The 22,130-nt window shown below is 70.7% G+C and carries 16 protein-coding genes and 1 pseudogene; 8 read left to right on the forward strand and 9 right to left on the reverse strand.

Features of this window, described 5'->3' with window-relative positions; all coding sequences use genetic code 11:
* The 4 genes from Q0R63_RS14050 to Q0R63_RS14065 all read left to right on the forward strand — a co-directional run.
* Nucleotides 1-1,098: S8 family serine peptidase (locus Q0R63_RS14050; protein WP_295698423.1), on the forward strand; the 1,098-nt coding region annotated here is incomplete at its 5' end.
* The gene (locus tag Q0R63_RS14055; protein ID WP_295698426.1) at nucleotides 1,095-1,691 is read left to right on the forward strand and encodes a sigma-70 family RNA polymerase sigma factor; all 597 of its coding nucleotides are present in this window, start codon (nucleotides 1,095-1,097) and stop codon (nucleotides 1,689-1,691) included. The genes Q0R63_RS14050 and Q0R63_RS14055, both read left to right, overlap by 4 nt.
* Nucleotides 1,688-2,209, forward strand: a complete 522-nt coding sequence (locus Q0R63_RS14060; protein WP_295698428.1) for a carboxypeptidase regulatory-like domain-containing protein — start codon at nucleotides 1,688-1,690, stop codon at nucleotides 2,207-2,209. The genes Q0R63_RS14055 and Q0R63_RS14060 overlap by 4 nt, the downstream gene beginning before the upstream one ends.
* Before the next feature lie 34 nt (nucleotides 2,210-2,243).
* Nucleotides 2,244-4,802, forward strand: a complete 2,559-nt coding sequence (locus Q0R63_RS14065) for a CHAT domain-containing protein (protein ID WP_295698431.1) — start codon at nucleotides 2,244-2,246, stop codon at nucleotides 4,800-4,802.
* Here Q0R63_RS14065 and Q0R63_RS14070 read toward each other — a convergent pair.
* The 5 genes and pseudogenes from Q0R63_RS14070 to Q0R63_RS14090 all read right to left on the reverse strand — a co-directional run.
* Entirely contained in the window at nucleotides 4,784-5,434 is a 651-nt protein-coding gene (locus Q0R63_RS14070) for a hypothetical protein (RefSeq protein ID WP_295698434.1), read from the reverse strand. The genes Q0R63_RS14065 and Q0R63_RS14070 overlap by 19 nt on opposite strands.
* On the reverse strand, nucleotides 5,434-7,398 hold the full coding sequence (locus Q0R63_RS14075) for an alpha/beta hydrolase (RefSeq protein ID WP_295698436.1): 1,965 nt from the start codon (nucleotides 7,396-7,398) through the stop codon (nucleotides 5,434-5,436). The genes Q0R63_RS14070 and Q0R63_RS14075 overlap by 1 nt, the downstream gene beginning before the upstream one ends.
* Complete coding sequence (locus Q0R63_RS14080) at nucleotides 7,398-7,700, reverse strand: hypothetical protein (RefSeq protein ID WP_295698438.1); 303 nt, start codon at nucleotides 7,698-7,700, stop codon at nucleotides 7,398-7,400. Before Q0R63_RS14080 ends, Q0R63_RS14075 begins: the two co-directional genes overlap by 1 nt.
* 130 nt (nucleotides 7,701-7,830) lie before the next feature.
* Nucleotides 7,831-8,694, reverse strand: a complete 864-nt coding sequence (locus Q0R63_RS14085) for a low temperature requirement protein A (RefSeq protein ID WP_366521137.1) — start codon at nucleotides 8,692-8,694, stop codon at nucleotides 7,831-7,833.
* A 19-nt stretch (nucleotides 8,695-8,713) separates the two neighbouring features.
* Nucleotides 8,714-9,166 (reverse strand): annotated as a pseudogene (locus tag Q0R63_RS14090) (low temperature requirement protein A); the annotation flags it as partial.
* 15 nt (nucleotides 9,167-9,181) lie between these two features.
* On the opposite strand from Q0R63_RS14090, the gene Q0R63_RS14095 reads away from it, so the two are divergent.
* Nucleotides 9,182-10,036, forward strand: coding sequence for an alpha/beta hydrolase (locus tag Q0R63_RS14095; protein WP_295698440.1), 855 nt, complete (start codon nucleotides 9,182-9,184; stop codon nucleotides 10,034-10,036).
* Nucleotides 10,029-10,622: a TetR/AcrR family transcriptional regulator gene (locus tag Q0R63_RS14100; RefSeq protein WP_295698442.1), complete on the forward strand. Its 594-nt coding sequence runs from the start codon at nucleotides 10,029-10,031 to the stop codon at nucleotides 10,620-10,622. The genes Q0R63_RS14095 and Q0R63_RS14100 overlap by 8 nt, the downstream gene beginning before the upstream one ends.
* Before the next feature lie 233 nt (nucleotides 10,623-10,855).
* Here Q0R63_RS14100 and epsC read toward each other — a convergent pair whose 3' ends face one another.
* The 3 genes from epsC to Q0R63_RS14115 all read right to left on the reverse strand — a co-directional run bounded on the left by epsC (nucleotide 10,856) and on the right by Q0R63_RS14115 (nucleotide 15,132).
* Complete coding sequence (epsC, locus tag Q0R63_RS14105) at nucleotides 10,856-11,437, reverse strand: serine O-acetyltransferase EpsC (RefSeq protein WP_295698460.1); 582 nt, start codon at nucleotides 11,435-11,437, stop codon at nucleotides 10,856-10,858.
* 105 nt (nucleotides 11,438-11,542) lie between these two features.
* Nucleotides 11,543-12,472, reverse strand: coding sequence for a cysteine synthase A (cysK, locus tag Q0R63_RS14110; RefSeq protein WP_295698444.1), 930 nt, complete (start codon nucleotides 12,470-12,472; stop codon nucleotides 11,543-11,545).
* Between the two features lie 185 nt (nucleotides 12,473-12,657).
* Entirely contained in the window at nucleotides 12,658-15,132 is a 2,475-nt protein-coding gene (locus tag Q0R63_RS14115) for a hypothetical protein (protein WP_295698447.1), read from the reverse strand.
* A 324-nt stretch (nucleotides 15,133-15,456) separates the two neighbouring features.
* Here Q0R63_RS14115 and Q0R63_RS14120 point away from each other — a divergent pair, with 324 nt between their 5' ends.
* Both Q0R63_RS14120 and Q0R63_RS14125 read left to right on the forward strand, forming a co-directional pair.
* Nucleotides 15,457-17,703, forward strand: coding sequence for a (Fe-S)-binding protein (locus Q0R63_RS14120; protein ID WP_295698450.1), 2,247 nt, complete (start codon nucleotides 15,457-15,459; stop codon nucleotides 17,701-17,703).
* A 267-nt stretch (nucleotides 17,704-17,970) separates the two neighbouring features.
* Nucleotides 17,971-21,279 carry a GH92 family glycosyl hydrolase gene (locus tag Q0R63_RS14125; protein WP_295698452.1) on the forward strand — a complete coding sequence of 1,103 codons (3,309 nt, stop codon included), beginning with the start codon at nucleotides 17,971-17,973 and terminating at the stop codon, nucleotides 21,277-21,279.
* 93 nt (nucleotides 21,280-21,372) lie between these two features.
* Here the strand turns inward: Q0R63_RS14125 and Q0R63_RS14130 are convergent, their stop codons facing one another.
* Complete coding sequence (locus Q0R63_RS14130) at nucleotides 21,373-22,014, reverse strand: hypothetical protein (RefSeq protein ID WP_295698455.1); 642 nt, start codon at nucleotides 22,012-22,014, stop codon at nucleotides 21,373-21,375.
* Nucleotides 22,015-22,130 lie beyond the last annotated feature (116 nt).

The raw sequence follows: 22,130 nt of genomic DNA on the forward strand, positions 1-22,130 counted from the left end.
CTCACCGGCGCCCCCTACTTCACCGGGCCCGGCACCGACGGCACTCCCTACTTCACGGGCCCCGGCACCGAAGGCAACCCCTACTTCACCGGCCCGGGCCTCGGCGGCCGGATGCCGGTGACCTGGCTGGGTGGGGTGCCGGCACCGGCCGGAAGCACCATGACCGGCAGGCGCCCCGTCGTCGCCGTGCTCGACACCGGTGTGGGAGAGCACGACTGGATTCGCGCGCCCGATGTGGTGCTCGGCGCCACGGTCGCGGGTCGAGCCATCGGCCTCGGCCCGGACGTGCCCTCGTCCGAGCTCACCGGGGTCGTCACCGACGCCCTGCTCGGCGGGCTCGACCGGGACGCCGGGCACGGCACCTTCATCGCCGGGATCATCCGCCAGATCTGCCCGGACGCCCGCGTCCTCGCGATCCGGGTCATGCCGAGCGACGGCGTGGTGGACGAGCACCAGCTGACCATCGCCCTCAACATGCTGCTGGTGCGGCAGGCGCGGGCGCAGCTGACCGGGATCCCCGACGAGGTCATCGACGTGCTGTCGCTGTCGCTCGGCTACTACCACGAGGACCCCGACGACGTCGCCTACAGCAGCGTCCTCGCCGGCACGCTCCGGCAGTTCGGACGGCTCGGTGTGGCCGTCGTCGCGGCCGCGGGCAACGACCACACCTCGACGCCGATGTTCCCCGCCGGCCTCGCCTCCCGCGTCCGGGGCGCCGACCAGGACCGCGACGCCGTCCCCCTCACGAGCGTCGGGGCGTCGAACCCGTCGGGCACGACGGCGATCTTCTCCAACGACGGCCCCTGGGTGAGCTGCAAGCGACCCGGGTCCAACGTGGTGAGCACGCTCCCCGTCACGTTCAACGGCAGCGGGCAGTCCCCCGTCCGGACGGCGGACGGCCGCGAGGCGGTGGACCCCGACGACTACAGCAGCGGGTTCGGCGTCTGGAGCGGGACCTCGTTCTCCGCGCCGGTGCTCGCCGCGGAGGTCGCCACGCACCTCGTCGCACAGGGAGACCTCGACGACACGAGTGCGGCCAGCATGGTCGACCGGGGCTGGGCCGCCGTCGCGCACAACGTGGGATGGAGCCGGCCATGACGACCTCCGACACCCCCGTCGGGACCCTGGCCAGCCGCGCGGGCGCGGCTTTCGCGGCATACCAGAGCGGGGACCGGGAGCGGTTGTCCGAGCTCGTCGACCTCGTGACCCCGATCCTCTGGCACACCGTGCGGGCGCAGCGGGTCGGCTACGACCAGTCCGAGGACATCGTCCAGACCATCCTGCTGCGCCTCGTCCACCACGCCGAGACCATCGACGATCCGCGGGCCGTGCTGGCCTGGCTCATCGTCACGGCCAAGCGGGAGAGCTGGCGGATCGTGCGCGACTCGCGCCGCGTCCAGCCGCTCCCGGACTACGAGGAAGCGGACGCGACCCCCGAGACGACCGTCGACGGACCGGAGACGGCGGCGCTGGCATCGCTCGAGGGACGGGTGCTCTGGCACCACGTCGAGGCGCTGTCCGAACGCTGCCGGAGCCTGCTGCGCGTGGTCGCCTTCTCGGACCGACCGGACTACGCCGTGGTGGCCGAGGCCCTGGGTATGCCGGTCGGCAGCATCGGGCCCACCCGCGGCCGCTGCCTCGCCAAGCTCCGCCTGCTGCTCGACTCCGATCCACACTGGGGGACCTCATGAACGACGCCACGCCCGAGCTGGACCTGCTCGCCCAGGCGCCCATCGACGATCTCGACGTCGAGGCGCTGGGGGTGCTGCGCTCCCTCTACGAGCGGAACGACCCGGTCCCCCGGGGACTCGTCGAACGGGTGAAGTTCGCGATCACCCTGGACGACCTCGAGGCCGAGGTCGCGCGTCTGCAGCGGGACGCGGTCCCGGGTGGGCTCCCGGAGCTGGTCTCCCGCTCGGACGAGCTGCTCAAAGCCCGGTCCGTGACCTTCACGAGCGATACGGTGACCACGATGGTGACGATCACCCCGGTCGACGCCGAGGCCGTCCGCCTCGACGGGTGGGCTGCTCCCGGAGCGTATCTCGACGTCGAGCTGCGGGTCGGGGACACCAGCCGACACGTGGTCGCGGACGAGGACGGCAGGTTCGTCTTCGAACGCGTCGAGCACGGTCTCGCCCAGCTCATCCTCCGACCGGCGGAGGAGAGTGACGGCGGGCACGCGGTGATCACGCCGGCCATCGAGCTCTGACGAGGAGGATGCGACGCCCAGCCGTGGGGAGAGCATGCAGCGTGCCGACGGGGTGCAGCGTGCCGACGAGCTGCGTCGTCTGGCGCGGGAGGCCAACGCCTCGGGCCACCCGTCGCGTGGTGCCCGTATCGCCCGACGGGGCCTCGCTGCGCTCGGCACCGCCCCCACCGCGGCACCCGAGCCGCGGGAGCATGCCCACGTCCGCGCCCGGCTGCTGATCACCCTCGCCTGGTCCGAGTTCGAGATGCACGGCCGCGACCGGGCCGACGGGATCCTCGATGAGGCCCTTGAGGCCGCCGCACACGGCGAGGGTCGGGACGTCCTCGCGCTCGTCCACGACCTGCGCGGCCTGATGCTCATCCGCAGCGGCGACCTGCAGGGAGCGTTGCCCGAGCTCGACCGGGCCGTCGTCCTGCTCGACGCCCTGGAGGAGTCGGAGCGGCCGGCCCTGCTGCTCAACCGCGGCACGGTCCACCTCATCGGCCGTGACCTCGTCGCGGCCCGTCACGACCTGGTCCACAGCATCGAGCTCGCCGCGGCGGTCAGCGACCTCACCACGGAGTTCAAGGCCCGCCACAACCTCGGGTATGCCGAGTACCTCGCCGGCAACCTGCCGCAGGCCCTGGACAGCATCGCCCGCGCCGACGCCCTCGACGTGCCGGTCTCCCGCAGCGTCGGCCTGCTCGACCGCGCGCGCGTCCTGATGGAGGCGGGCCTCCTCGAGGAGGCCGAGGAGTCGCTCGCCGAGGCCACCCACCTGCTCACCCTCGAGCGGGCGAACCAGGACCGCGCCGAGGCCCAGCTGGCCCGGGCGGAGCTCGCTCTCCTGCAGGGCAACTGGGTGCTGGCAAAGGCGCACTCGGGCCGCGCCCGACAGGACTTCCGGCGGCGGCAGAGCCCCGGCTGGATGGCGCGGGCCGACATCACGAGGTGGCAGGCCCAGCTCGACTCGCCCCGCGGCGCCTCCCGGGTGGCCCGGGAGATCACCCGGGCGGCGGCCGGTCGCCCGGAGGGACTGGGTCCCGAGGTCGCCCTCATCGCCGCCGAGGCCTTCCTCTCCCTCGGCCGCGTGCAGGACGCCGCGGGCTACCTCGGCTCCCTCGCCGCGCCCCGCCGGGCCGACCCGCTGAGCGCCCGACTCCACCAGCACCTCGTCCGGGCCGGTGTGGCGCGGGCGGCGGCGGACCTGCCGACCGCCCGGCGGGAGCTGCGCACCGGCCTGACCGCCCTGGCCCGCCAGCAGGCCCGTCACCACAGCATCGACCTGCGTACCGCCATGGCCGTCCATGGCGGCCGACTGGCCACGCTCGACCTCCGTCTTGCCCTCGAGTCCCGCTCTCCCCAGAAGGTCTTCGACTCCCTCGAGCGCTGGCGCGCGATGTCGCACCGGCGCACGGCCGTCACGCCGCCGCACGACCTCGAGCTCGCCGGTCTGCTGACCGAGCTGCGCCTCGTGGCGGAGGACATCCGCGCCGCACCTCCCGGCACCGCCACCGACCGGCTCCGTCGACGGCAGCGTGGGATCGAGAGAGCGGTGCGCGAGGCGGAGTGGCGTCTCGGCGGTGACGGTCTCTCCGAGCGGGCGGTCCGGCTCCGGGAGCTGCGACCGACGCTCCGCGCGCGCGGCGACGACCTCGTCTGCTTCTTCGTCGTCGACGAGGTCCTGGGGGTCGCCGCGGTCGTCGGCGGCCGCTGCACCGTGACCACGCTGGGGCCCTGGGCGCAGGTCGCCTCGGTCACGGCCCGGGTGCGCGCCGACCTCGACGCACTCGCCGGTCGCCTCCTGCCGGACCCGTTGCGGGCCGCCATCACGGCCTCCCTGAGCCGCGACCTCAACCTCCTCGACGGCCTGCTCCTGCCGCCGTTCCTCGCCACGCGGCCCGACCTCGTCGTCGTCCCCTCACGCACCCTTGCGACGGTCCCCTGGGGGATGCTCCCCAACCGCCGAGGTCGCGCGACCACGGTCTCGGTGTCGGCGACGGGCTGGGTGCGCGGGCTGCAGGAGCAGCCCCATGCCTCGCCGGTGTCGCTCGCGATGGCGGGACCCGGGCTGCCGCTGGCCGATCGTGAGGTCACCGAGGTGGCTGCCTCGTGGCCGGCCGCGACCGCCGTCGCCGCAGCGGACGGCACCGCCGCGGTCCTCGCCTCGGCGCTGTCGACCCACGACCTCGTCCACATCGCGGCACACGGAACGCACAACCACGACAACCCGCTCTTCTCGAGCGTCCGACTGCGGGGCGGACCGCTCTTCGCCTACGACGTCCCGCAGGACACGCCCATCGCCGGCCACGTCGTGCTCTCCGCGTGCGACCTCGGGATGACGAGCCCACGCCCGGGCGGCGAGGTCCTCGGCCTGACGTCGGCCCTGCTCGGCATGGGCAGCCGGTGCGTCGTCAGCGCGGTGTCGCGCGTCGACGACACCGCGGCATACGCCACGATGGTGCGCTATCACGCCCTGCTCTCCGACGGTGTCGACGCGGCCACGGCGCTCGCCCGGGCTGACGGCGGCGACCTCAGCCGCCCCGCACCCTTCGTCTGCTTCGGCTCGACGTGGGCCGCCACCCCCACCGGCGCTCAACCCCTCTCCCGATAGTCCTCGAGCTCCGGGACCCCGTCGGTCCCGACGCCGGTCCCCTCGATCAGCGTTCGGGGGTTGAGCGGCGGGGTGGTCAGCTCATAGCGGAACTGGTTGTCCGGACGGACCGTCGCTCTCAGGTAGTACGGACTCCGGCTCACGTTGGCGAGGTGGCTGACCCCTCCGTCGTCCCAGCCCCGGGCGCGAGCCGCCTTCGCCAGCCGCTCGGGTGGTTCCACCCCGTAGGGGGGATGGCCTGCCATCGCGTCAACCGTGACGAACAGATGACCCTGGTATGCCGTCTCGTCGTACTCCGAGGTGGTGAGGAGGAAGCGGACCTCCATCCAGCGCTGCCCGGTGTCGGCGAGGAGGGGGGCCATCTGCGCTGCGAGCAGGCGACGCACCTCGACCATGGCCGCGTGCGGATCGGCCGGCAGGGGCGGCATCTCCCTGGAGATCAAGGGGGGAGCAGGTGGAGAACCGCTCGCGCTGCCGGTGCCGGTCGTATTCGTCGCGCCCGACGAACCGCCAGCACTGGCCGGACCTTGGGCGCCGCTGGGCCCGGTGGGACTGCTCGTGCAGGCGCCGACGGCCGCGAGCAGCAGCCCGGCGACGACGACGCCGACGAGCCCGGTCGTCCAGGTGCGCATCAGGGCTCCTCGTGGAGGTGGCCGGACGTCGCGGGCCGGGCGTACTCCGGGTCGACGTAGGGCGGCGGGAAGGGGGCGGGGAGCACGATCGGTGGCAGGCCCGGAGGGGACACGGGCGGCGCGTCGTAGAGCGGGACGCGGACCCGGTTGGGCCGGTCGGCCACCATGTCGTGGGCGCGCAGCTGGTCGCCGTGCCCGGAGGCGATGTCGGCCAGGGAGTAGAGCGACTCGGAGTGGTTGGCCTGGTCGTAGTAGCGCGAGTGGTCGGTGATCCCCGTGACGTCGGCCAGCCCGGGGCGGTCACGCTCGACCGACTCGGTCCGGAACCGTGTGCCGCCGAAGTCGGGGTCGAGCGGATCCTTGCCGAGCAGGGTGTTCGACGTGGCGTTGATGACGTCACGACTCGCGGTGCCGACGAAGAGCTGGTCGTCGCGCAGCCCGAGGTCGACCACCGTCCGAGCGCTGCCACCGACACCGCAGCTGCCGATGAGCGCGACGGAGTCGACGTCCTGCGCGAGCCCGTGCTGCTGAAGGGCGAGCCCGGTGACGGTGCTGCCGTAGGAGTGACCGACGACGGTGATCGTCGGATCGTTGCCGTGCGTCGCGACGAGCCCCCGGACGTCCGACGCCAGGAGGACCGCGCCGGCTTCCGCCTGCGCCGACGAGGCGACCGTCAGGAACGAGGGGGCGTCGTAGCCCTGCCACGCGATGACGGCGGTCGGGTGGGCGCGGTCGGCGGCGGCGGACTCCTCGTAGAGGCGGCGGGCGTCGCTGCCCACCTGCGTCATCTTGGCGACCCGTGACTCCAGACCCGGGACGCAGAGCGTGATGTTGTCGGCGGAGTCCGGGTCGCCGAAGGCGATCGCGACCCGCCCCTCGCCCTGGAAGGCGCCGGGGTCGAAGGTCATCAGGTGGGCGTCGCCGAAGGCGAGGGTGTCACGGACGGCGAGATCCTCCCGGTAGCGACCCAACCTCCGCGCTGCTTGCGCCTGCGTCGGCAGCACCGGCCGCACGAGGAGGAGCGTCGGCAGGTCCAGGAGCCCGAGCCGGACACGCTGCCACGGCGTCAGCCGGTCGAGGTCGGCCTGCCCGTGCGGGAGGGGGATGCCATGGGCCACGAACCAGGCGTCCCCGTCGGCGATCTCGCCCTCGAGCCTCGTGCGGTTGACGCTGTCGCGGTCACGCACCGGTATGCCGTCGAGGTTGCCGAAGCGCGCCGGGTCGGAGGCGAGGACGGCCTGCCTCTCGACCCCGGTCAGCGTCGCCCAGAACGCGGCGACGAGGAGGGGCGAGTCGGGGAACGTCGAGAGCCCGGCTCGGCGCAACGACGTCCCCAGCCCGCCGTCCGCGAGGAGGTGGAGCCCTCCGGCGAAGACCGACGCTCCCGGGACGGAGCCGACCACCGACTGCGCCGCGGTGACCCCCCGCAGCGCTTCAGCGCACTCCTCGCTGGCTATCGTGACTCGGGCGACCAGCACCTCATAGGCGACGTCGATGTCGCCGACTGACACGAATCCCGTTGCCGCTGCTGCGAGTCGGACATCCGTCTCGGCGCGGTCGCGCTCCACCATCTGCGCCGTGGTCGTCGGGACAGCGAGGGAGGCCAGATGGGCTGCGACCGGTGAGAGGGCGACGAAGGCTCCGTTGAGGACACGGACCGCGCGCCGTCCGGCGGCGAGGTCGTCGGCATACTGCGAGAGGGCGTCGGCCGCCACGCCGAACGGCGGGACCACGGCGTCGGCGAAGGTGCGCGTGCGGATGACGTCCAGGACGGCGAGATCACCGTCGCGACCCTGCGGCCAGGCTGTCCTCAGGCTCGGCACCTCGCGGGCGACGGCGGGCCCGAGAGCGCGGAGCTCGTCACGCAGGTCGGCAAGGGCCGACGACAGCACCCGGACGAGTGTCGGGTCCTCCCCCACGACGGGGTAGTGACCCTGCTCGGCGACGTCGGGTGGTGGCCGCATCAGCCGGCGACCGCAGTCCGGGTGCGGGCGCTGGCCGGCGCGGCATACGAGAACCGCGCAGCCTCGTCGTCGCGCACGACCCCGGCGGCCGAGCAGGAGCAGAGCTCGTCGAGCACTCGCAGCTCGGTGGCGAGCGCCAGCAGGGCGTCACCCCAGACGCGCAGGAAGGCGGCGGCCGCCTGGTCGACGGTGACCCGGGCGTGCGGCACCTCGAGGTGGGACAGGGTGTCGGCCGCGCTCCGCGCGAGCTGCCCGACCTCCCCGATCCGGCCCCCGACCCCACGAACCCTGTCGGGATCCATTGCCAGCATTGACGTTTCCCCCTGTCGACGACGGTCACCGACGGACCGTCAGGTCGATCGTGGCACGTCCGGAGGGGGTCGCCGCAGTTGTCCACAGGGCTGGTTGTCCGGGTTGGGCGACAGCGCCTGCTCAGGTCGTACGGGGTTGAGGGATCTCTGATCCCACGCGACCGCGGACCGGTGGCAGTCGACGCTCGAACCAGAGGTGCGCGAGGACCAGCACGGCAAGGCAGATGACCAGTGTCCGGCCAGCGAGGTCGGTCCCAAGAAGGCCAAGCAGGAGCGGAACGGCGATACCTGTCGTGACGCGTGAGACCGTCCTCTGGAGATCAGAGCTGTGGCTCACGACCCCGGTGACCACGCCAAGGGCGAAATAAGTGGCAGCCGCCCCGCACAGCAGCCACCGACTCCCACCGGGGAGTGGGTCGGAGCCGTGAACTATCACCGCCGACAGCGAAACGGCCAGTGTGGCGATCACGGCGGTGACCAGGGCATGTAGGCCGAGCGCGACACGGGTGGAGATTCGGCCAGCGCGAAGATGAGGCAACCCGGCATACCCGAAAACGACGGAGAGGCCGAACAGACCGGCCAACAACACGAACGAGGCGACTCCCGTTGCCAGGAGGCCGAGGCTGTAGGAGGCGCTGGCCGCAGCATCGACGACCTGCACCACCGATTCACCGAGCACGATGATCACGAAGAGTCCGAGCCGCTCGGAGAGCAACGCCGGATCGACCGACATGACGTGCACCTGCGGTCCCCTACGTCGCGGACGAACACTCGACCGTGACCCGCTTCGCGCGGCATCTCGCGCCGCTTGTTTCGCCTGGAACCGCGCGAGGATCTTGTCGCCGGAGAAGACCCAGATCAGCAGCAGGTCGAGCCCGACCCCCAGAGTCCACAGCGCGAGCCTCCAGGAGTCGGCAACCCAGATGGCGATCAGCCAGGGCAACAGACCACCTGAGTACTGCACCACGGGGAAGTCCAGCAGCACCTGTCCCCGACGCCACGACTTGAGACCCGTAGATGCGGGTGGAGATGTACGCGATCGTCAACACGATGAGCGGACGGTCGCTCTCACTGTCCCCGAACAGGGTGTCGGCCGTGCCGGGTACGGATGCCGCCATGACTCCGAGACCGAACATTCCGATCAGGAGCCTGACGACGCGGGTCTTCCCCGCGGCGACGTTGCTGTAGAGCATGAACGTCGTCCACGACAGCCAGAAGGCCAGGAACAGCAGGGCATACAGACCGAGCGCAGCCGCATCCAGTCGCACCTCGAGGACATGCGCGAGGGCTGCCACTCCAGCCACGGCTACGAGGTCGAAGAAGAGCTCTGCCCAGCTCGCGTGCCTCTCGGTCCGAGCATCGCTGGACTCGTCGGCGGTGTTCAGTTCGCTCATGACGGGGAGCCTATTGACACCTGCGGTGAATGACAATAACTTCAGGTGAAGAACATTCACCATCGTCGAGGAGCGCCCATGACCGAGCAGCTGGACATCGCCGGTAACACCATCGTCTACGACCTGATCGGCACCGGCCCCCTCGTCGTGCTGGCCCACGGCATCGGTGACAGTCGTTCCTCCTTTCGCTTCATCGCCCCAGCGCTGGCCGCCGCCGGCTACCGCGTGGCCACCATCGACATCCGCGGATGCGGTGACTCCAGCCTGGGCTGGGACGGATACAGCCGCACCGACATCGCCGGCGATCTGGTGGCGGTCGTGCGTCACGTAGGCGGCCCGGCCGTGATCATCGGTCAGTCGATCAGCGGGGGCGCCGCGACCATCGCGGCCGCCATGGCACCGGACCTCATCACCGGCCTCATCGAGGTGGCACCGTTCACGCGTGCCGTGTCCTACCCCATCGGCGGGCTGTTGGGCGTGGCGCGTTACCGCCGCGGCACCGTGCTTCTGGGGCGGACGGTGCTCATGGGGAGCCTGGCAAGCTGGAAGAAGTACCTTGACCTCGCCTACCCGACCAAGCCCGCCGACTGGAGCGTCGAATCAGCCCGCATCGACGCCAAGCTGAGCGAGCCCGGCCGGATGACGGCGCTGCAGGCGATGTGCCGGTCCCAGCCCACCATGGCCGGTGCGCAGCTGAAAGGCGTCCGCTGTCCGGTCCTGGTCGTCGAGGGCAGTCTCGACCCGGACTTTGCCTACCCCCGCACCGAGGGTGAGAAGGTCGTTGCCGACCTGCCCGCCGGACTCGGGGAGCTGGTCGTGCTGGAAGGTGCCGGTCACTACCCGCACGCACAGACCCCCGAGGAGCTCCTCGCAGTGGTCCTGCCCTTCCTGGCCAGGACTGCCAGGACTGCCAGGACGGCCAGGAATGCCTAGGGCCGGCCTGACCCCAGCATCGGTCGCCCAGGCCGGCGCCGCCGTCGCTGACGAGGTCGGGCTCGCATCGCTCAGCATGGGCCTGCTTGCGGAACGACTCGGGGTCAGGGCCCCGGCGCTCTACAAACACGTTGCCAACCAGGCCGACCTGTTCCACCGGATCGCCGTGCTCGCCGCGAACGAACTCGCCGACGTCCTCCGTGACGCCATCCAGGGCCGGGCCGGTCGCGAGGCCCTGACCGCCGGTACACAAGCGATGCGCACCTACGTGAAGGAACACCCGGGTCGGTATGCCGCCGGGAACGCCGCCGAATTCACCGGAGAGGACGACCCGCTCATCGCAGCCACCAACCGGGTTGTCGGGTCCTGGGCAGCCATGCTCCACGGATACCAGATCGACCCCCGCCAGGAGGTCCACGCGCTGCGGATGCTGCGGAGTCTCCTGCACGGATTCGCGCTACTGGAAGTGGGTGGCGGGTTCCGATTCGATACCGAGGTGGATGACAGTTTCGTCTGGATGGTGGATTTCCTAGACCGAGGGCTGCAGAGCCTGTCGGACCACCCACCCAGCGGCTCGGTGGGCTGACGCACCGCCAGCGGTGCTTCGGATGCTGGGGCCGCAGCCGCCTCGTCCCACGTGGGCCCCAGCACTCGCCATGAACTTTTGGGGTGCTGCACGCGTTCGTGTCACAGCCGAGAGGCCCACCTGTCGTCGGGAGACCACTGGTGATCCTCACTGCATCGGTGTCCGCGAAGCCAAGGCTGCCCGTCTATGACACGCAGATTGAAGCCCTGCGGATAGCCCCTGCCCGCGCCAGCTCAGATCCAGATCGCCGGGCTCGCGTCGGGAAGCTCCTCCGGACTGAGCCCGGGGATCGGCTGTCGGATCTGCGCGGGGATGCCAACGGCCACTGATCCGGCCGGGACGTCTTTGGTGACAACGGAGTTGGCGCCGATCTGGACGTCGTCCCCGATCGTGATGTCACCGAGCACACGGGCCCCGGCGCCGATCGTCACGCGGTCGCCGACAGTGGGGTGACGCTTGACCCTGCTGAGCGACCGGCCACCGAGCGTCACCTGGTGGTAGATCATCACGTCGTCACCGACGATCGCCGTCTCACCGATGACGACACCCATGCCGTGGTCGATGAAGAAGCGCCGGCCGATGGTCGCGCCCGGGTGGATCTCGACGCCCGTGCGGGCCCGGATCAGCTGCGAGAGCAGCCGCGCCGGAAGCCGGTATGCCGGCTCCTGCCAGAGCCGGTGCGCCAGCCGGTGCCCCCACACGGCATGCAACCCCGGGGAGGCCAGGAAGGTCTCCAGCCGCGACCGCGCGGCCGGGTCGCGCGCGGTGACCGCGTCGATGTCCTCGAGGACCGTCGCCCGGGCGTGCGCGAGCAACGACCACCCCCTCCGTCGGGAGGAGCGGTGGTCGGAGGTGCGCTTCACGTCGTGCACGGCATACAGCCTTGTCGGTCGAGCGGTCCGGAGGTCAGTGGGCCGACGTCAGTCGACGAGACCGTCGAAGAGGATCGTCGAGAGGTAGCGCTCGCCGAAGCTCGGGATGATGACGACGATCGTCTTGCCCTCGTTCTCGGGCCGAGAGGCGACGATCTTGGCCGCGTAGATCGCGGCGCCGGAGGACAGCCCGACGAGCAGGCCCTCCTCCGTGGCGGCACGACGGGCATAGGTCACGGAGGTCTCGGCGTCGACGTCGATGACCTCGTCGTAGATCTTCGTGTCGAGGATCTCGGGCACGAAGTTGGCGCCGATGCCCTGGATCTTGTGCGGACCGGGCTTGCCGCCATTGAGGATCGGCGACTCGGCGGGCTCGACAGCGATCATCGAGATGGCCGGGTTGTGGGCCTTCAGTCCCTGGCCGACGCCGGTGATCGTGCCTCCGGTGCCGATGCCCGCGATGACGATGTCGACCTTCCCGTCGGTGTCCTTCCAGATCTCCTCGGCCGTGGTGCGGCGGTGGATGTCAGGGTTGGCCTCATTGGCGAACTGGCGGGCAAGGACACCGCCGCGTTCCTGCGCGATCTCGACCGAGCGCTCGACGGCGCCCTTCATACCCGTCGACGGGTCGGTCAGCACGAGCTCGGCGCCGAACGCGCGCAGCAGCGCTCGCCGCTCCTTCGACATCGACTCGGGCATCGTCAGGACGACCTTGTAGCCGCGCGCCGCACCGACCATCGCGAGGGCGATGCCGGTGTTGCCCGAGGTCGCCTCGACGATCGTGCCGCCCGGCTTCAGCTCGCCGGACTGCTCGGCCGCGTCGACGATCGCGACGCCGATGCGGTCCTTGACGGAGCTGGCGGGGTTGTAGAACTCGAGCTTCGCGGCCACGGTCGCCTTCGCCCCGTCCATCACCTGGTTGAGGCGCACCAGGGGGGTGTTGCCGATGAGCTGGGTCACGTCGTCGTAGATGGGCACTGCCTGGCCTTTGCTGTCGGTGGACGGGTGGTCTCTGAGGGAGAACACACATCGTGTTATCCCTGTTCCAACCTGACGTTATCCCACCGGTCTGCCGCCTCACTGTGAAACGACCGCTCACCTCGGGCAGACGGAGGACGCCCGCCGGAGAGAGTCTCCGGCGGGCGTCCCGTGCACGGGTGCGGTCAGTGGCTGGTCAGCAGCCAGATCCCGCGGCCGTGCGTCGCCGCGACCACGCCGGCACCGTTGCCGGCGGGCGTGACGTTGTTGATCGAGGTGTTCGGCAGTCCGACGAGGTGCGACCAGCGGGTCGGGGCGGTGCGCGAGGCCGTGAAGACCCCGACGTCCGTCGCGAGCACGAGCTGGTCCTGCTGGACGACGATCGCGTCACCGGGGGCATCGGGCAGGTTGCCCGAGATGTTCACCCACGTACTGCCGCCGTCCTTCGACTCGAAGACGACACCCTGACCGCCGCCGGGGATCCACTTGCGCGAGTAGCCGTTGAACACGGCATACACGTGCGCGGGGTTGGCCGGGTCGATGGTGACCCCGTTGAGGAACCGGTTCGGCAGGACAGGGGACGCGATCCGGTGCCAGGTGCCGCCGTAGTTCGTGTCGATGCCGGAGGCGAACGCCGGACCGGGGTTGCCCCCGCCACCGACCCACGCGGCATACGTCGTCACACCGCTCGTGGCGATCGCCGTCGCGAGGTTGTGGCTCCCGTCCGAGCCCAGCCCGAGGTCGTGCACCATCGTGAAGTCGCACGTGGCGCCGGCGCAGGTCGTCGCCCAGCCCTTCTGCGAGTCCCAGATCTTGGAACCGCCGACGACCCAGTGGTTGGTGTCGTGGACGTCGGCCGCGATCGGCGCGATGAACCGGGCCGAGGGGTCGCAGTCCGTACCGGTGTAGACCCCGCAGAGCGGCGAGAACGAGGTGAAGGAGTGTCCCCCGTCGCTCGTCCGATACATCTGGAGGTTGGTGTACTCCCCGACCGAACGATCGGCGTTGGCGGGGTCGACGATGACCATGCCTCCGTCGCCGCCGGCCGGCTCGATGTTGCGGCCGCCCGGCTTGACCAGCGAGGTGCCGTTGTCCTGGAGGCCACCCCAGTAGGCCGTGCCCGCGCCCACCTTGCCGGACTTCGCGTCGTAGTACTGCAGCGTGCCCAGCCCGACGTTGTCGTTGCTCCAGCCGCCGGAGCCGGTCTTGGCCATCGGGCGGTCGTAGACGCCGCCGTCGTTGCCGATCACGATGCTGCGGTCGCTCGTCATGGCCAGCGCGTGCTGGTCGGGGTGGGTCGTCTGGGGGCAGTCCGCGCCACAGGCCAGTCCGTAGTTCCAGTAGGGGCTGGCGGCCCGGAAGGTCGTCCCCCCGTCGGTCGTCTCGAAGACCTCTTCCAGGCTGACGAAGACGTGCTTCGGGTTGCTGGGGTCGACGAGCAGGGCCTGGTTGTACCAGGCCTGGATGCCGACGTTGTAGCCCGGCAGGTTCTGCAGCGCGGAGCCCGAGGCCCCCAGCTTGGCCGAGTCGGCGATCGTCGTCCAGGGGCCGGTGGGGTCACCGGACGCGGAGACGAAGACGCCCTGCAGCACGGTGGCTGCGCCGGCGAGCAGCGCCTTCGGGGACTCGACGATCGCATAGAGGCGCGAGCCGTCGGCGGCATAGGCGAGCGTCGTGCGCCCGATGTCGGTGGCGTCGATCGAGCCCCGGAGGGTCAGCTCCGAGAACGAGCCGGCACCGCCGCCGCTCGTCGAGCGGTAGAAGCCGTTGTAGGAGGAGCCGCTGCGCCAGCCGAGCACCGCCGTGACGTCGTTCCCGTTGGTGCCCGGCCGCACGACGACGTCCGTGATCATCGAGGTGAGGTAGGGCGAGCCGGTCGGGTTGGGGTCCGGCTTGAGGACGAGCTGCCACGCGCCGGTGGCGGAGGCGGACTTGTGACGGTAGAGGCCGTGGCTCGTCGCGGCATACACCCAGCCGTTGCCGGCGTCGCGGATCCGGTAGACCTGCGCGTCGAGCAGCTCGGTGCCCCCGACCCGGGTGAAGCTGGCGCCCTGGTCGGTGGAGCGGAAGATGCCCACGCCCTGGTAGCTGTCGCTGTTGGTGTTGGCCTCGCCGGTGCCGACCCACAGGGTGTGCGCCGAGTCCACGGTGACCGCGCCGATCGACAGGGTCGGCTGGTTGTCCCACACCGACGTCCAGGTCGTGCCGTGGTCGGTGGAGCGCCAGACGCCACCGTCCGCCGCACCGGCATAGATCGTCGTGCCGTCGGTGGCCAGCGCCGTGATCCGACCGCTGACCAGGCCGAACCCGGCGCCGGCGTTGGACCACGACGGGTCGGTGTAACCCGCCGGCTCGGCCTGGTACGGAGCGGTGGTGACCTCCGTGGCCGTCGTCGTCGACGTGGGCATCGAGGCCACGTGCGCCTGCGCGGCGAGCCACGCCGCGGCCGGGGCGGACGCGGCCGGAGCGGAGCGCGCGTTGGAGTACTCCGCGGCCCGGTCGGCGACCTCGAGGCTGTCGCCGTGGTCGCCCCCGCCGTTCTTGGCCTGGAGCTGCTGGGAGATCTGGACGTGCTTGGCGGCCTCGCGGGCCGCCGCGCCCTTCAGTCCGTCACCACCGGCGGCGGCGCCCGGGCTGGAGCCGATCACGAGGCCGACCACCGCGGCTCCGGCGACCACCCCCAGTCGAGCCGACAGCCCTCTCCTGCTTCCCCCGCCACTTCCCCTGCCGCTTCCCCTGCGTATGCCGTCGAACCTCAAGCCAGTCACCCTCCAGATACGAGCCGCGTTCGCCCCCGAGGCAGCCGACCTCGACCCTAAGCCGGACTGTGGATCAGGCAACGGTTCGGCGGCTGGGAAAAGCCTGACAACCGGGGCGGTCCGCCGCGCCGGGGCGCCGCGCGTCCCCGACGTGGTGACGCGCACCACCCGTGACCGGGTCCCAGCAGGGGTGAGCGATCGCTTACTCATCAGTAGACTCGGGTGATGAGCGCCCTGCAGATCGTCGCGATCGTCATCAGCCTCGCGGTGACCCTGACCGGCATCGCCCTGCTGGCGCGGGTGGTGGGCCACTTCGTCGCGACCTTCCGGCTCGGGCAGCCGGCGATGCGCACCGACCAGCCGGCCGCCCGCAGCGTCACCCTCGTCCGCGAGTTCCTCGGGCACACCCGCATGTCGCGGCTACCGGTCGTCGCGACGGCGCACTGGTTCACCATGATCTCGTTCGGCGTCCTGTTCTTCACCCTCATCACCGCCTTCGGACAGCTCTTCTCGCCGCCGTTCGCGCTGCCGATCATCGGCCACTGGGCGCCCTACGAGTGGCTCACCGAGCTCTTCGCCTGGACCGGTCTGCTCGGCATCCTCCTGCTCATCACCGTGCGTCAGCGGCAGCACCCGCGCCGCTCGCCCGGAGCGGACGGCCGCCGTTCGCGGTTCTACGGATCAGGCTTCTGGCAGGCCTACTACGTCGAGCTGACGATCCTCGGCGTCACCCTCTGCATCCTCGTGCTGCGCGGCCTGGAGTACGCCCTCGAGAAGGCGATCGGTGACGGTGTCTCCACCGTCCACTACCCCAGCAGCGCGTGGCTCGGTGACCTCTTCTCCGGCGCCAGCACGTCCGCCCTCGAGAACGCGATCATCGTCGTCGCGACGATCAAGCTCGTCATCTCCTTCGCGTGGATGATCACCATCTCGCTGCAGCCGACGATGGGTGTCGCGTGGCACCGGTTCCTCGCCTTCCCCAACATCTGGTTCAAGCGCCACCCCGACGGGCGCACCTCGCTCGCCGCCCTGCAGCCGATCTCGGTCGGCGGGAAGCCGCTCGACTTCGACAAGGTCGACGAGCTCGACGAGGACGCCCCGCTCGGTGTCGGGAAGATCGAGGACTTCACCTGGAAGGGCCTGCTCGACTTCACCACGTGCACCGAGTGCGGTCGCTGCCAGAGCCAGTGCCCCGCCTGGAACACCGAGAAGCCGCTGTCACCCAAGATGCTCGTGATGGCTCTGCGCGACCACGCGCACGCCAAGGCGCCGTGGCTGCTCACCGACGAGGACGGCCGTGACGGTCTGTCGGAGGCGACGAGGGCCGCCGCATCGCCGGAGCTCTCGCTCGTCGGCGCGACGGGGTATGCCGCGGAAGGCTCGCCCTTCGCGGCATACAACCCGCACGGCCCGGACGCCGTGATCGACCAGGACGTCCTGTGGTCGTGCACCACCTGCGGCGCCTGCGTCGAGCAGTGCCCGGTCGACATCGAGCACGTCGACGCGATCGTCGACATGCGCCGCTACCAGGTGCTCATCGAGTCGGCGTTCCCCAGCGAGCTCGGGGGGCTCTTCAAGAACCTCGAGAAGAACGGCAACCCGTGGGGCATGGCGCCCCGGATGCGGCTCGACTGGGCCAAGGGCCTGCCTTTCGACGTCAAGATCGTCGGACAGGATGTCGAATCCCTCGAGGAGGTCGACTACCTGTTCTGGGTCGGCTGCGCGGGGGCTCTGGAGGACCGCGCCAAGAAGACGACGCGCGCCGTGGCCGAGCTGCTCGACACCGCCGGCGTCTCCTTCGCCGTGCTCGGTGACGGGGAGTCGTGCACCGGCGACTCCGCCCGACGGGCCGGCAACGAGTTCCTCTTCCAGATGCTCGCGCAGCAGAACGTGGAGACCCTCAACGAGGCGAAGGCCACCAAGATCGTCGTCACCTGCGCGCACTGCTTCAACACGCTGAAGAACGAATACCCCCAGGTCGGTGGGACTTACGAGGTCGTCCACCACACGCAGCTGCTCAATCGGCTCGTGCGCGAGAAGAAGATCGTGCCCGTCGCCCGCCCGGCCGACGCCTCGACGGGCGGCGCCGCCTCGACGGCGGAGCAGGTGACCTACCACGACCCGTGCTACCTCGGCCGGCACAACAACGTGTATGCCCCGCCTCGCGAGCTGCTCGGCGCCCTCCCGGGAGTCACCCTCACGGAGATGCCGCGCAGCGGGCAGACCTCCTTCTGCTGCGGCGCCGGCGGCGCGCGGATGTGGATGGAGGAGAAGCTCGGGACCCGGATCAACATGAATCGCACCGAGGAGGCCCTCGCCACCGGCGCCGACCGGATCGCCGTCGGCTGCCCCTTCTGCAAGGTGATGATCAGCGACGGCCTCACCAGCAAGCAGGCCGACGGCAGCGCGCGCGAGGAGGTCGAGGTCGTCGACGTCGCCCAGATGCTGCTGGCTGCGGTGCGCCGCGGCTGAGCCGCGCTGCCGTTGGCCCACCGGCCGCTCAGTGGTCGGTTCGCTGGTGTGGCAAGGGATCGGTGGAGATGACCCCGTCAGGGCATGGGGAAGTCCACCCGGTGCCACGCCCCGCCGCTCCAGCGCGTTCCTGACCGTTCGCTGGACGGACCCTGTATGCCGTGTTGCGGCAAGGGAGTTCGCCTTCGGATCTCGACAGGACAGATGGCCCGACCGGGTCTAGCCTCCCCAATGACAACGTTGTCGATCTCTCCTCTGGAGGCTTTCGTGACACCTCGTCCGCTCCGCGCCTGGCGACCACTCCTGGCCGTCGTCGGCGCCCTCTCCCTCGCCACGGCAGGCGCCGGCGTCTCGGTCGCCTCGACCCCGCTCAACCCGTCGGCCAACGCGTCGGCAGCGACCGCCCCCACCCCGCGTGTGCCCGGCGAGCTCGCCGGCTACGTCAACCCGCTCATCGGCACGTCCGGCTTCGTCGACACCTTCCCCGGGCCGGACATGCCCTTCGGGATGGTGCAGTGGGGTCCGGACACCTCACCCGACCGCCCCGCGGGCGGCGGCTACGAATACACCGACAGCGCGATCAGCGGCTTCAGCCTCAGCCACGTCAGCGGTCCCGGCTGCGGCGCCGGCGGAGACATCCCGATGCTCCCGTTCGTCGGCGCGGCCGGCACCGACCCCGGCTCGCTGACCCAGCCGTTCACGCACACCGGCGAGGTCGCCCAGGCCGGCTTCTACAAGGTCACCACCGGCGCCGGCCCCTCGGCGGTGACCACCTCGATGTCGACGACGACCCGTGCAGGCATCTCGACGATGGCCTTCCCCGCCGGCAGCGACGCCCACCTCGTGCTCAAGCTCGCCGGCAGCGCGACGACCGTCGACGGCACCACCGCGAGCGTCATCGGCAACAACGAGGTGATCGGCTCGGTGACGACCGGACACTTCTGCGGGCAGGGCTCCCCCGCCGAGAACGACTACACGCTGCACTTCGACCTCCGCTTCCAGCAGCCCTTCACCGCCAGCCACGTCGTGGGCACGAGCGCCAACGGCGGGCCCGGCGCCATCGTGCTGGACTTCGCGACCACCACGCACCCCACCGTCGTCGCCAAGGTCGGTGTCTCCTACACCAGTGACGCGAACGCCGCGCAGAACCTCGGCGCGGAGATCCCCGGGTGGTCCGTCGGGACCGTGCGCACCGCCGCCCGGCAGGCCTGGAACGACGTCCTCGGCAAGATCGAGATCGGCGGCGGCAGCCACGACCAGCAGGTGCAGTTCTACACCGCGATCTATCACGCCCTGCTCCACCCGAACGTCTTCTCCGACGTCAACGGGCAGTACATGGGCTTCGACAACGCCATCCACACCACCGATCCGGGCCACGTGGAGTACGCGACGTACTCCGGCTGGGACATCTACCGCAGCCAGGTCCAGCTCGCGGCGCTCGTCGCCCCGCAACAGACGAGCGACTCGGTCCGCTCGATGCTCCACCAGTACGAGCAGATGGGCCAGCTGCCGAAGTGGGCCATGAACAACGGTGAGAGCTACGTCATGGTCGGCGACCCGGCCGACCCGATCATCGCCGACGCGTGGGCCTTCGGCGCACGGGACTTCAACACCGATGAGGCCCTGACGGCCATGGTCACCGAGGCGACGCAGTCGAGCAAGATCCGGCCGGGGCAGACCACCCGTGACGTCAAGGGCTATATCCCCGACGACGGCTCCTACGGCTGCTGCAACTTCTACGGCTCGGCCTCGACCCAGCTCGAGTACGACACCGCCGACTACTCCATCGCGGCCTTCGCGAGGTCGCTCGGCAACAACTCCGTCTACACCCGGTTCGCCACCCGCTCGCAGGACTGGCAGAACATCTTCAACCCGGCAACGGGCTACATCCAGGCCAAGATGAACGACGGGTCCTGGGCCCCCGGCTTCACCCCCGGCACCAGCCGCGGGATGGTCGAGGGCTCGGCGGCGCAGTACACGCCGATGGTGCCCCACAACATCAAGGCGCTGATCGCCGTCCGCGGCGGCAACGCGGCATACGTCACCTATCTCGACTCGCTCTTCACCTCGATCGACCAGCCGAGCTCGACCAACGCGGACCTCTCCAACGAGCCGAGCCTCGAGATCCCGTGGGAGTACACCTACGCGGGCGCTCCGTGGAAGACGCAGAAGGTCGTGCGCGACGCCCAGCAGCAGCTCTACTTCAACAAGCCCGTCGGGTCGTTCGGCAACGACGACCTCGGGGCGATGAGCTCCTGGTACGTCTGGTCCAACCTCGGTCTCTATCCCGAGACGCCGGGAACGGACACCCTGGTCATCGGCAGCCCGGTCTTCCCGACCGCGATCGTGCACCTCGCCAACGGGAAGTCGATCACCATCACCGCACCCAACGCCGCACCGAACGCGCCCTACGTCCAGAGCCTCACCCGCAACGCCACGCCGCAGACCAAGACGTTCCTCACCGGGTCACAGTTCCTCAAGGGCACGAACCTCGTCTTCGACCTCGGCACGACGCCCAACACGTCGTGGGGCACAGCGGCGACGGACGCCCCGCCCTCGGACGCGACCGGCCAGCAGGACACCTTCGTCTCGGCCAGCCCGACCGAGGTGATCCTCCAGCCCGGGATGTCGACGACGGCCACCGTGACCGTCACCAACCTCGCCAACCAGAGGAAGACGGTGAAGTGGAAGGCGACCCCGCCGGCCGGCCTCACCGTGACGCCCGCCTCCGGCACGCTCTCGGTGCCGGCCCTCGGAAAGGCAAGCGCCACAACGGCGCTCACAGCGGGAGCCACCGCCGACGGCCGGTATGCCGTGTCGTTCGCCTTCACGTCCGGCGGCACCATCCTGCCGACGTCGTCGATCTCGGTAGCGGTCGCGAAGCCCGGTGAGGTCTGGCCGTTCTACACGAACGCCGGGATCACCGACGACAACAACACCGGCGCCGCCAGCTTCGACGGCGGCGGCTGGAGCTATTCGGCGCAGGCCCTCGCGGCGAGTGGCGTCACGCCCGGAAGCACCGTGACGGCGGACGGCGTCAGCTACGTCTGGCCCAACGAACCAGTCGCCAGCCCCGACAACATCGAGGCGGCGGGGCAGACCATCCCGCTCCTCGTGCCGGCCGGGGCCACCAAGATCGGGCTGCTCGGGTCGGCGTCCAACGCCGGTTCGTCCGGCGCCGGTGGCGCGGTCACGGTCACCTACACCGACGGGACGACGTCGAGCTTCGACGCGTTCTTCAGCGACTGGACGCTCAGCGGCGGGAGCGGGACCCCGGTCCCGGGCAACACCACCGCGGTGTCGACGACCTACCGCAACGCCTCGGGCAACCAGCAGGACCCGGTCAAGACGTTCGCGTTCTCGGTGAGCGCCCCACTCACAGCAGGGAAGACGGTCGCGAGCATCACGCTGCCGATGTCGATGGGCGGCGACGCACACGTCTTCGCCATCGGGTTCTCCGGGACCACGGCCGCCAGCTCGCAGTCGACGGCTGCGGGGGCCACCCGGCACCTCCCGTCGGTGCGGAAGGTCGTACCGACGCCCGGACGGGCGGTGCCCAGCCCGCACAGGTCCTAGCCAGGTCGATCAGCAACGACAGGAGCCGGACCGCATCGCGCGGTCCGGCTCCTGTCGTAGGCCGGCTCCTGTCGCGGTCCGGCTCCTGTCGTGTCAGCCGGCCGTGGCCATGGCCCGCGCGGTCATCGGCGCCATCTTGGCCATCCCGAAGAGGACCTCCACGGCCAGCCGCAGGGCGACGGGCACGTCGATGGCAGAACGGGTCTGCTCGAGGGCCGCGGTCAACGCGGCGGTGGTGACGATGTGACGGTCCTGCACCGGTGCGCCGAAACGCTGCTCGACCTCGAGCACGCCGGGGCGCAGGTCGTAGGCGGCCCGCAGCGGCAGCACGGTGGGCTCGTGCTCCGCACCGACTGAGGTGCTCACGCAGCCCCACTCGGCCTGTCCCAGGTGCTCGACGACGAAGCGGTAGAGCGCGGCCGGGTCGGGGAGGGCCGCGGCGGGCGCGAGCGAACCGCCCAGCGGCTCGATGAGGGACCACACCGTCCCGGCGGCGGCCGGCCTCGTGATGGGGTCACCGGTGAGGACGGCGTTGACCGGGTCGAAGAAGAGGCCGGACCCTGGGGTGAGGTCGTGCCCCTCGATGTCGAACCCGGCTGCGGCCAGCGACGCCTCACCGGCAGCGGCGGCGAGCACCGTGAGGTAGTCCTCGACCCGGACACGGCCGTCGGGCGTCTGCACGAGCCCCAGCGCCGCGGTGCGGACCGCGGACTGCGCGTCGTCGAGCGTTCCCATCGTGTCTCATTTCGTCCCGACCGGGCGGACCTGTCCTCGGCGAGCTCCCGGCATACCCGCTCCCGAGACGGCAGTATGCCGTGTCGCACCGCCCTTGCGTCCGGCAGGTCGGTAGC

Origin of the sequence: Lapillicoccus sp., from assembly GCF_025353065.1 — a bacterium.
GTDB lineage: Bacteria > Actinomycetota > Actinomycetes > Actinomycetales > Dermatophilaceae > Lapillicoccus.

Bases quoted from the DNA above. Each gene is read 5' to 3' on its own strand.
- Q0R63_RS14055 (WP_295698426.1), top strand. From the start codon at position 1,095: ATGACGACCTCCGACACCCCCGTCGGGACCCTGGCCAGCCGCGCGGGC.
- Q0R63_RS14060 (WP_295698428.1), top strand. From the start codon at position 1,688: ATGAACGACGCCACGCCCGAGCTGGACCTGCTCGCCCAGGCGCCCATC.
- Q0R63_RS14065 (WP_295698431.1), top strand. From the start codon at position 2,244: ATGCAGCGTGCCGACGGGGTGCAGCGTGCCGACGAGCTGCGTCGTCTG.
- Q0R63_RS14070 (WP_295698434.1), bottom strand. From the start codon at position 5,434: ATGCGCACCTGGACGACCGGGCTCGTCGGCGTCGTCGTCGCCGGGCTG.
- Q0R63_RS14075 (WP_295698436.1), bottom strand. From the start codon at position 7,398: ATGCGGCCACCACCCGACGTCGCCGAGCAGGGTCACTACCCCGTCGTG.
- Q0R63_RS14080 (WP_295698438.1), bottom strand. From the start codon at position 7,700: ATGGATCCCGACAGGGTTCGTGGGGTCGGGGGCCGGATCGGGGAGGTC.
- Q0R63_RS14095 (WP_295698440.1), top strand. From the start codon at position 9,182: ATGACCGAGCAGCTGGACATCGCCGGTAACACCATCGTCTACGACCTG.
- Q0R63_RS14100 (WP_295698442.1), top strand. From the start codon at position 10,029: ATGCCTAGGGCCGGCCTGACCCCAGCATCGGTCGCCCAGGCCGGCGCC.
- Q0R63_RS14120 (WP_295698450.1), top strand. From the start codon at position 15,457: ATGAGCGCCCTGCAGATCGTCGCGATCGTCATCAGCCTCGCGGTGACC.
- Q0R63_RS14130 (WP_295698455.1), bottom strand. From the start codon at position 22,014: ATGGGAACGCTCGACGACGCGCAGTCCGCGGTCCGCACCGCGGCGCTG.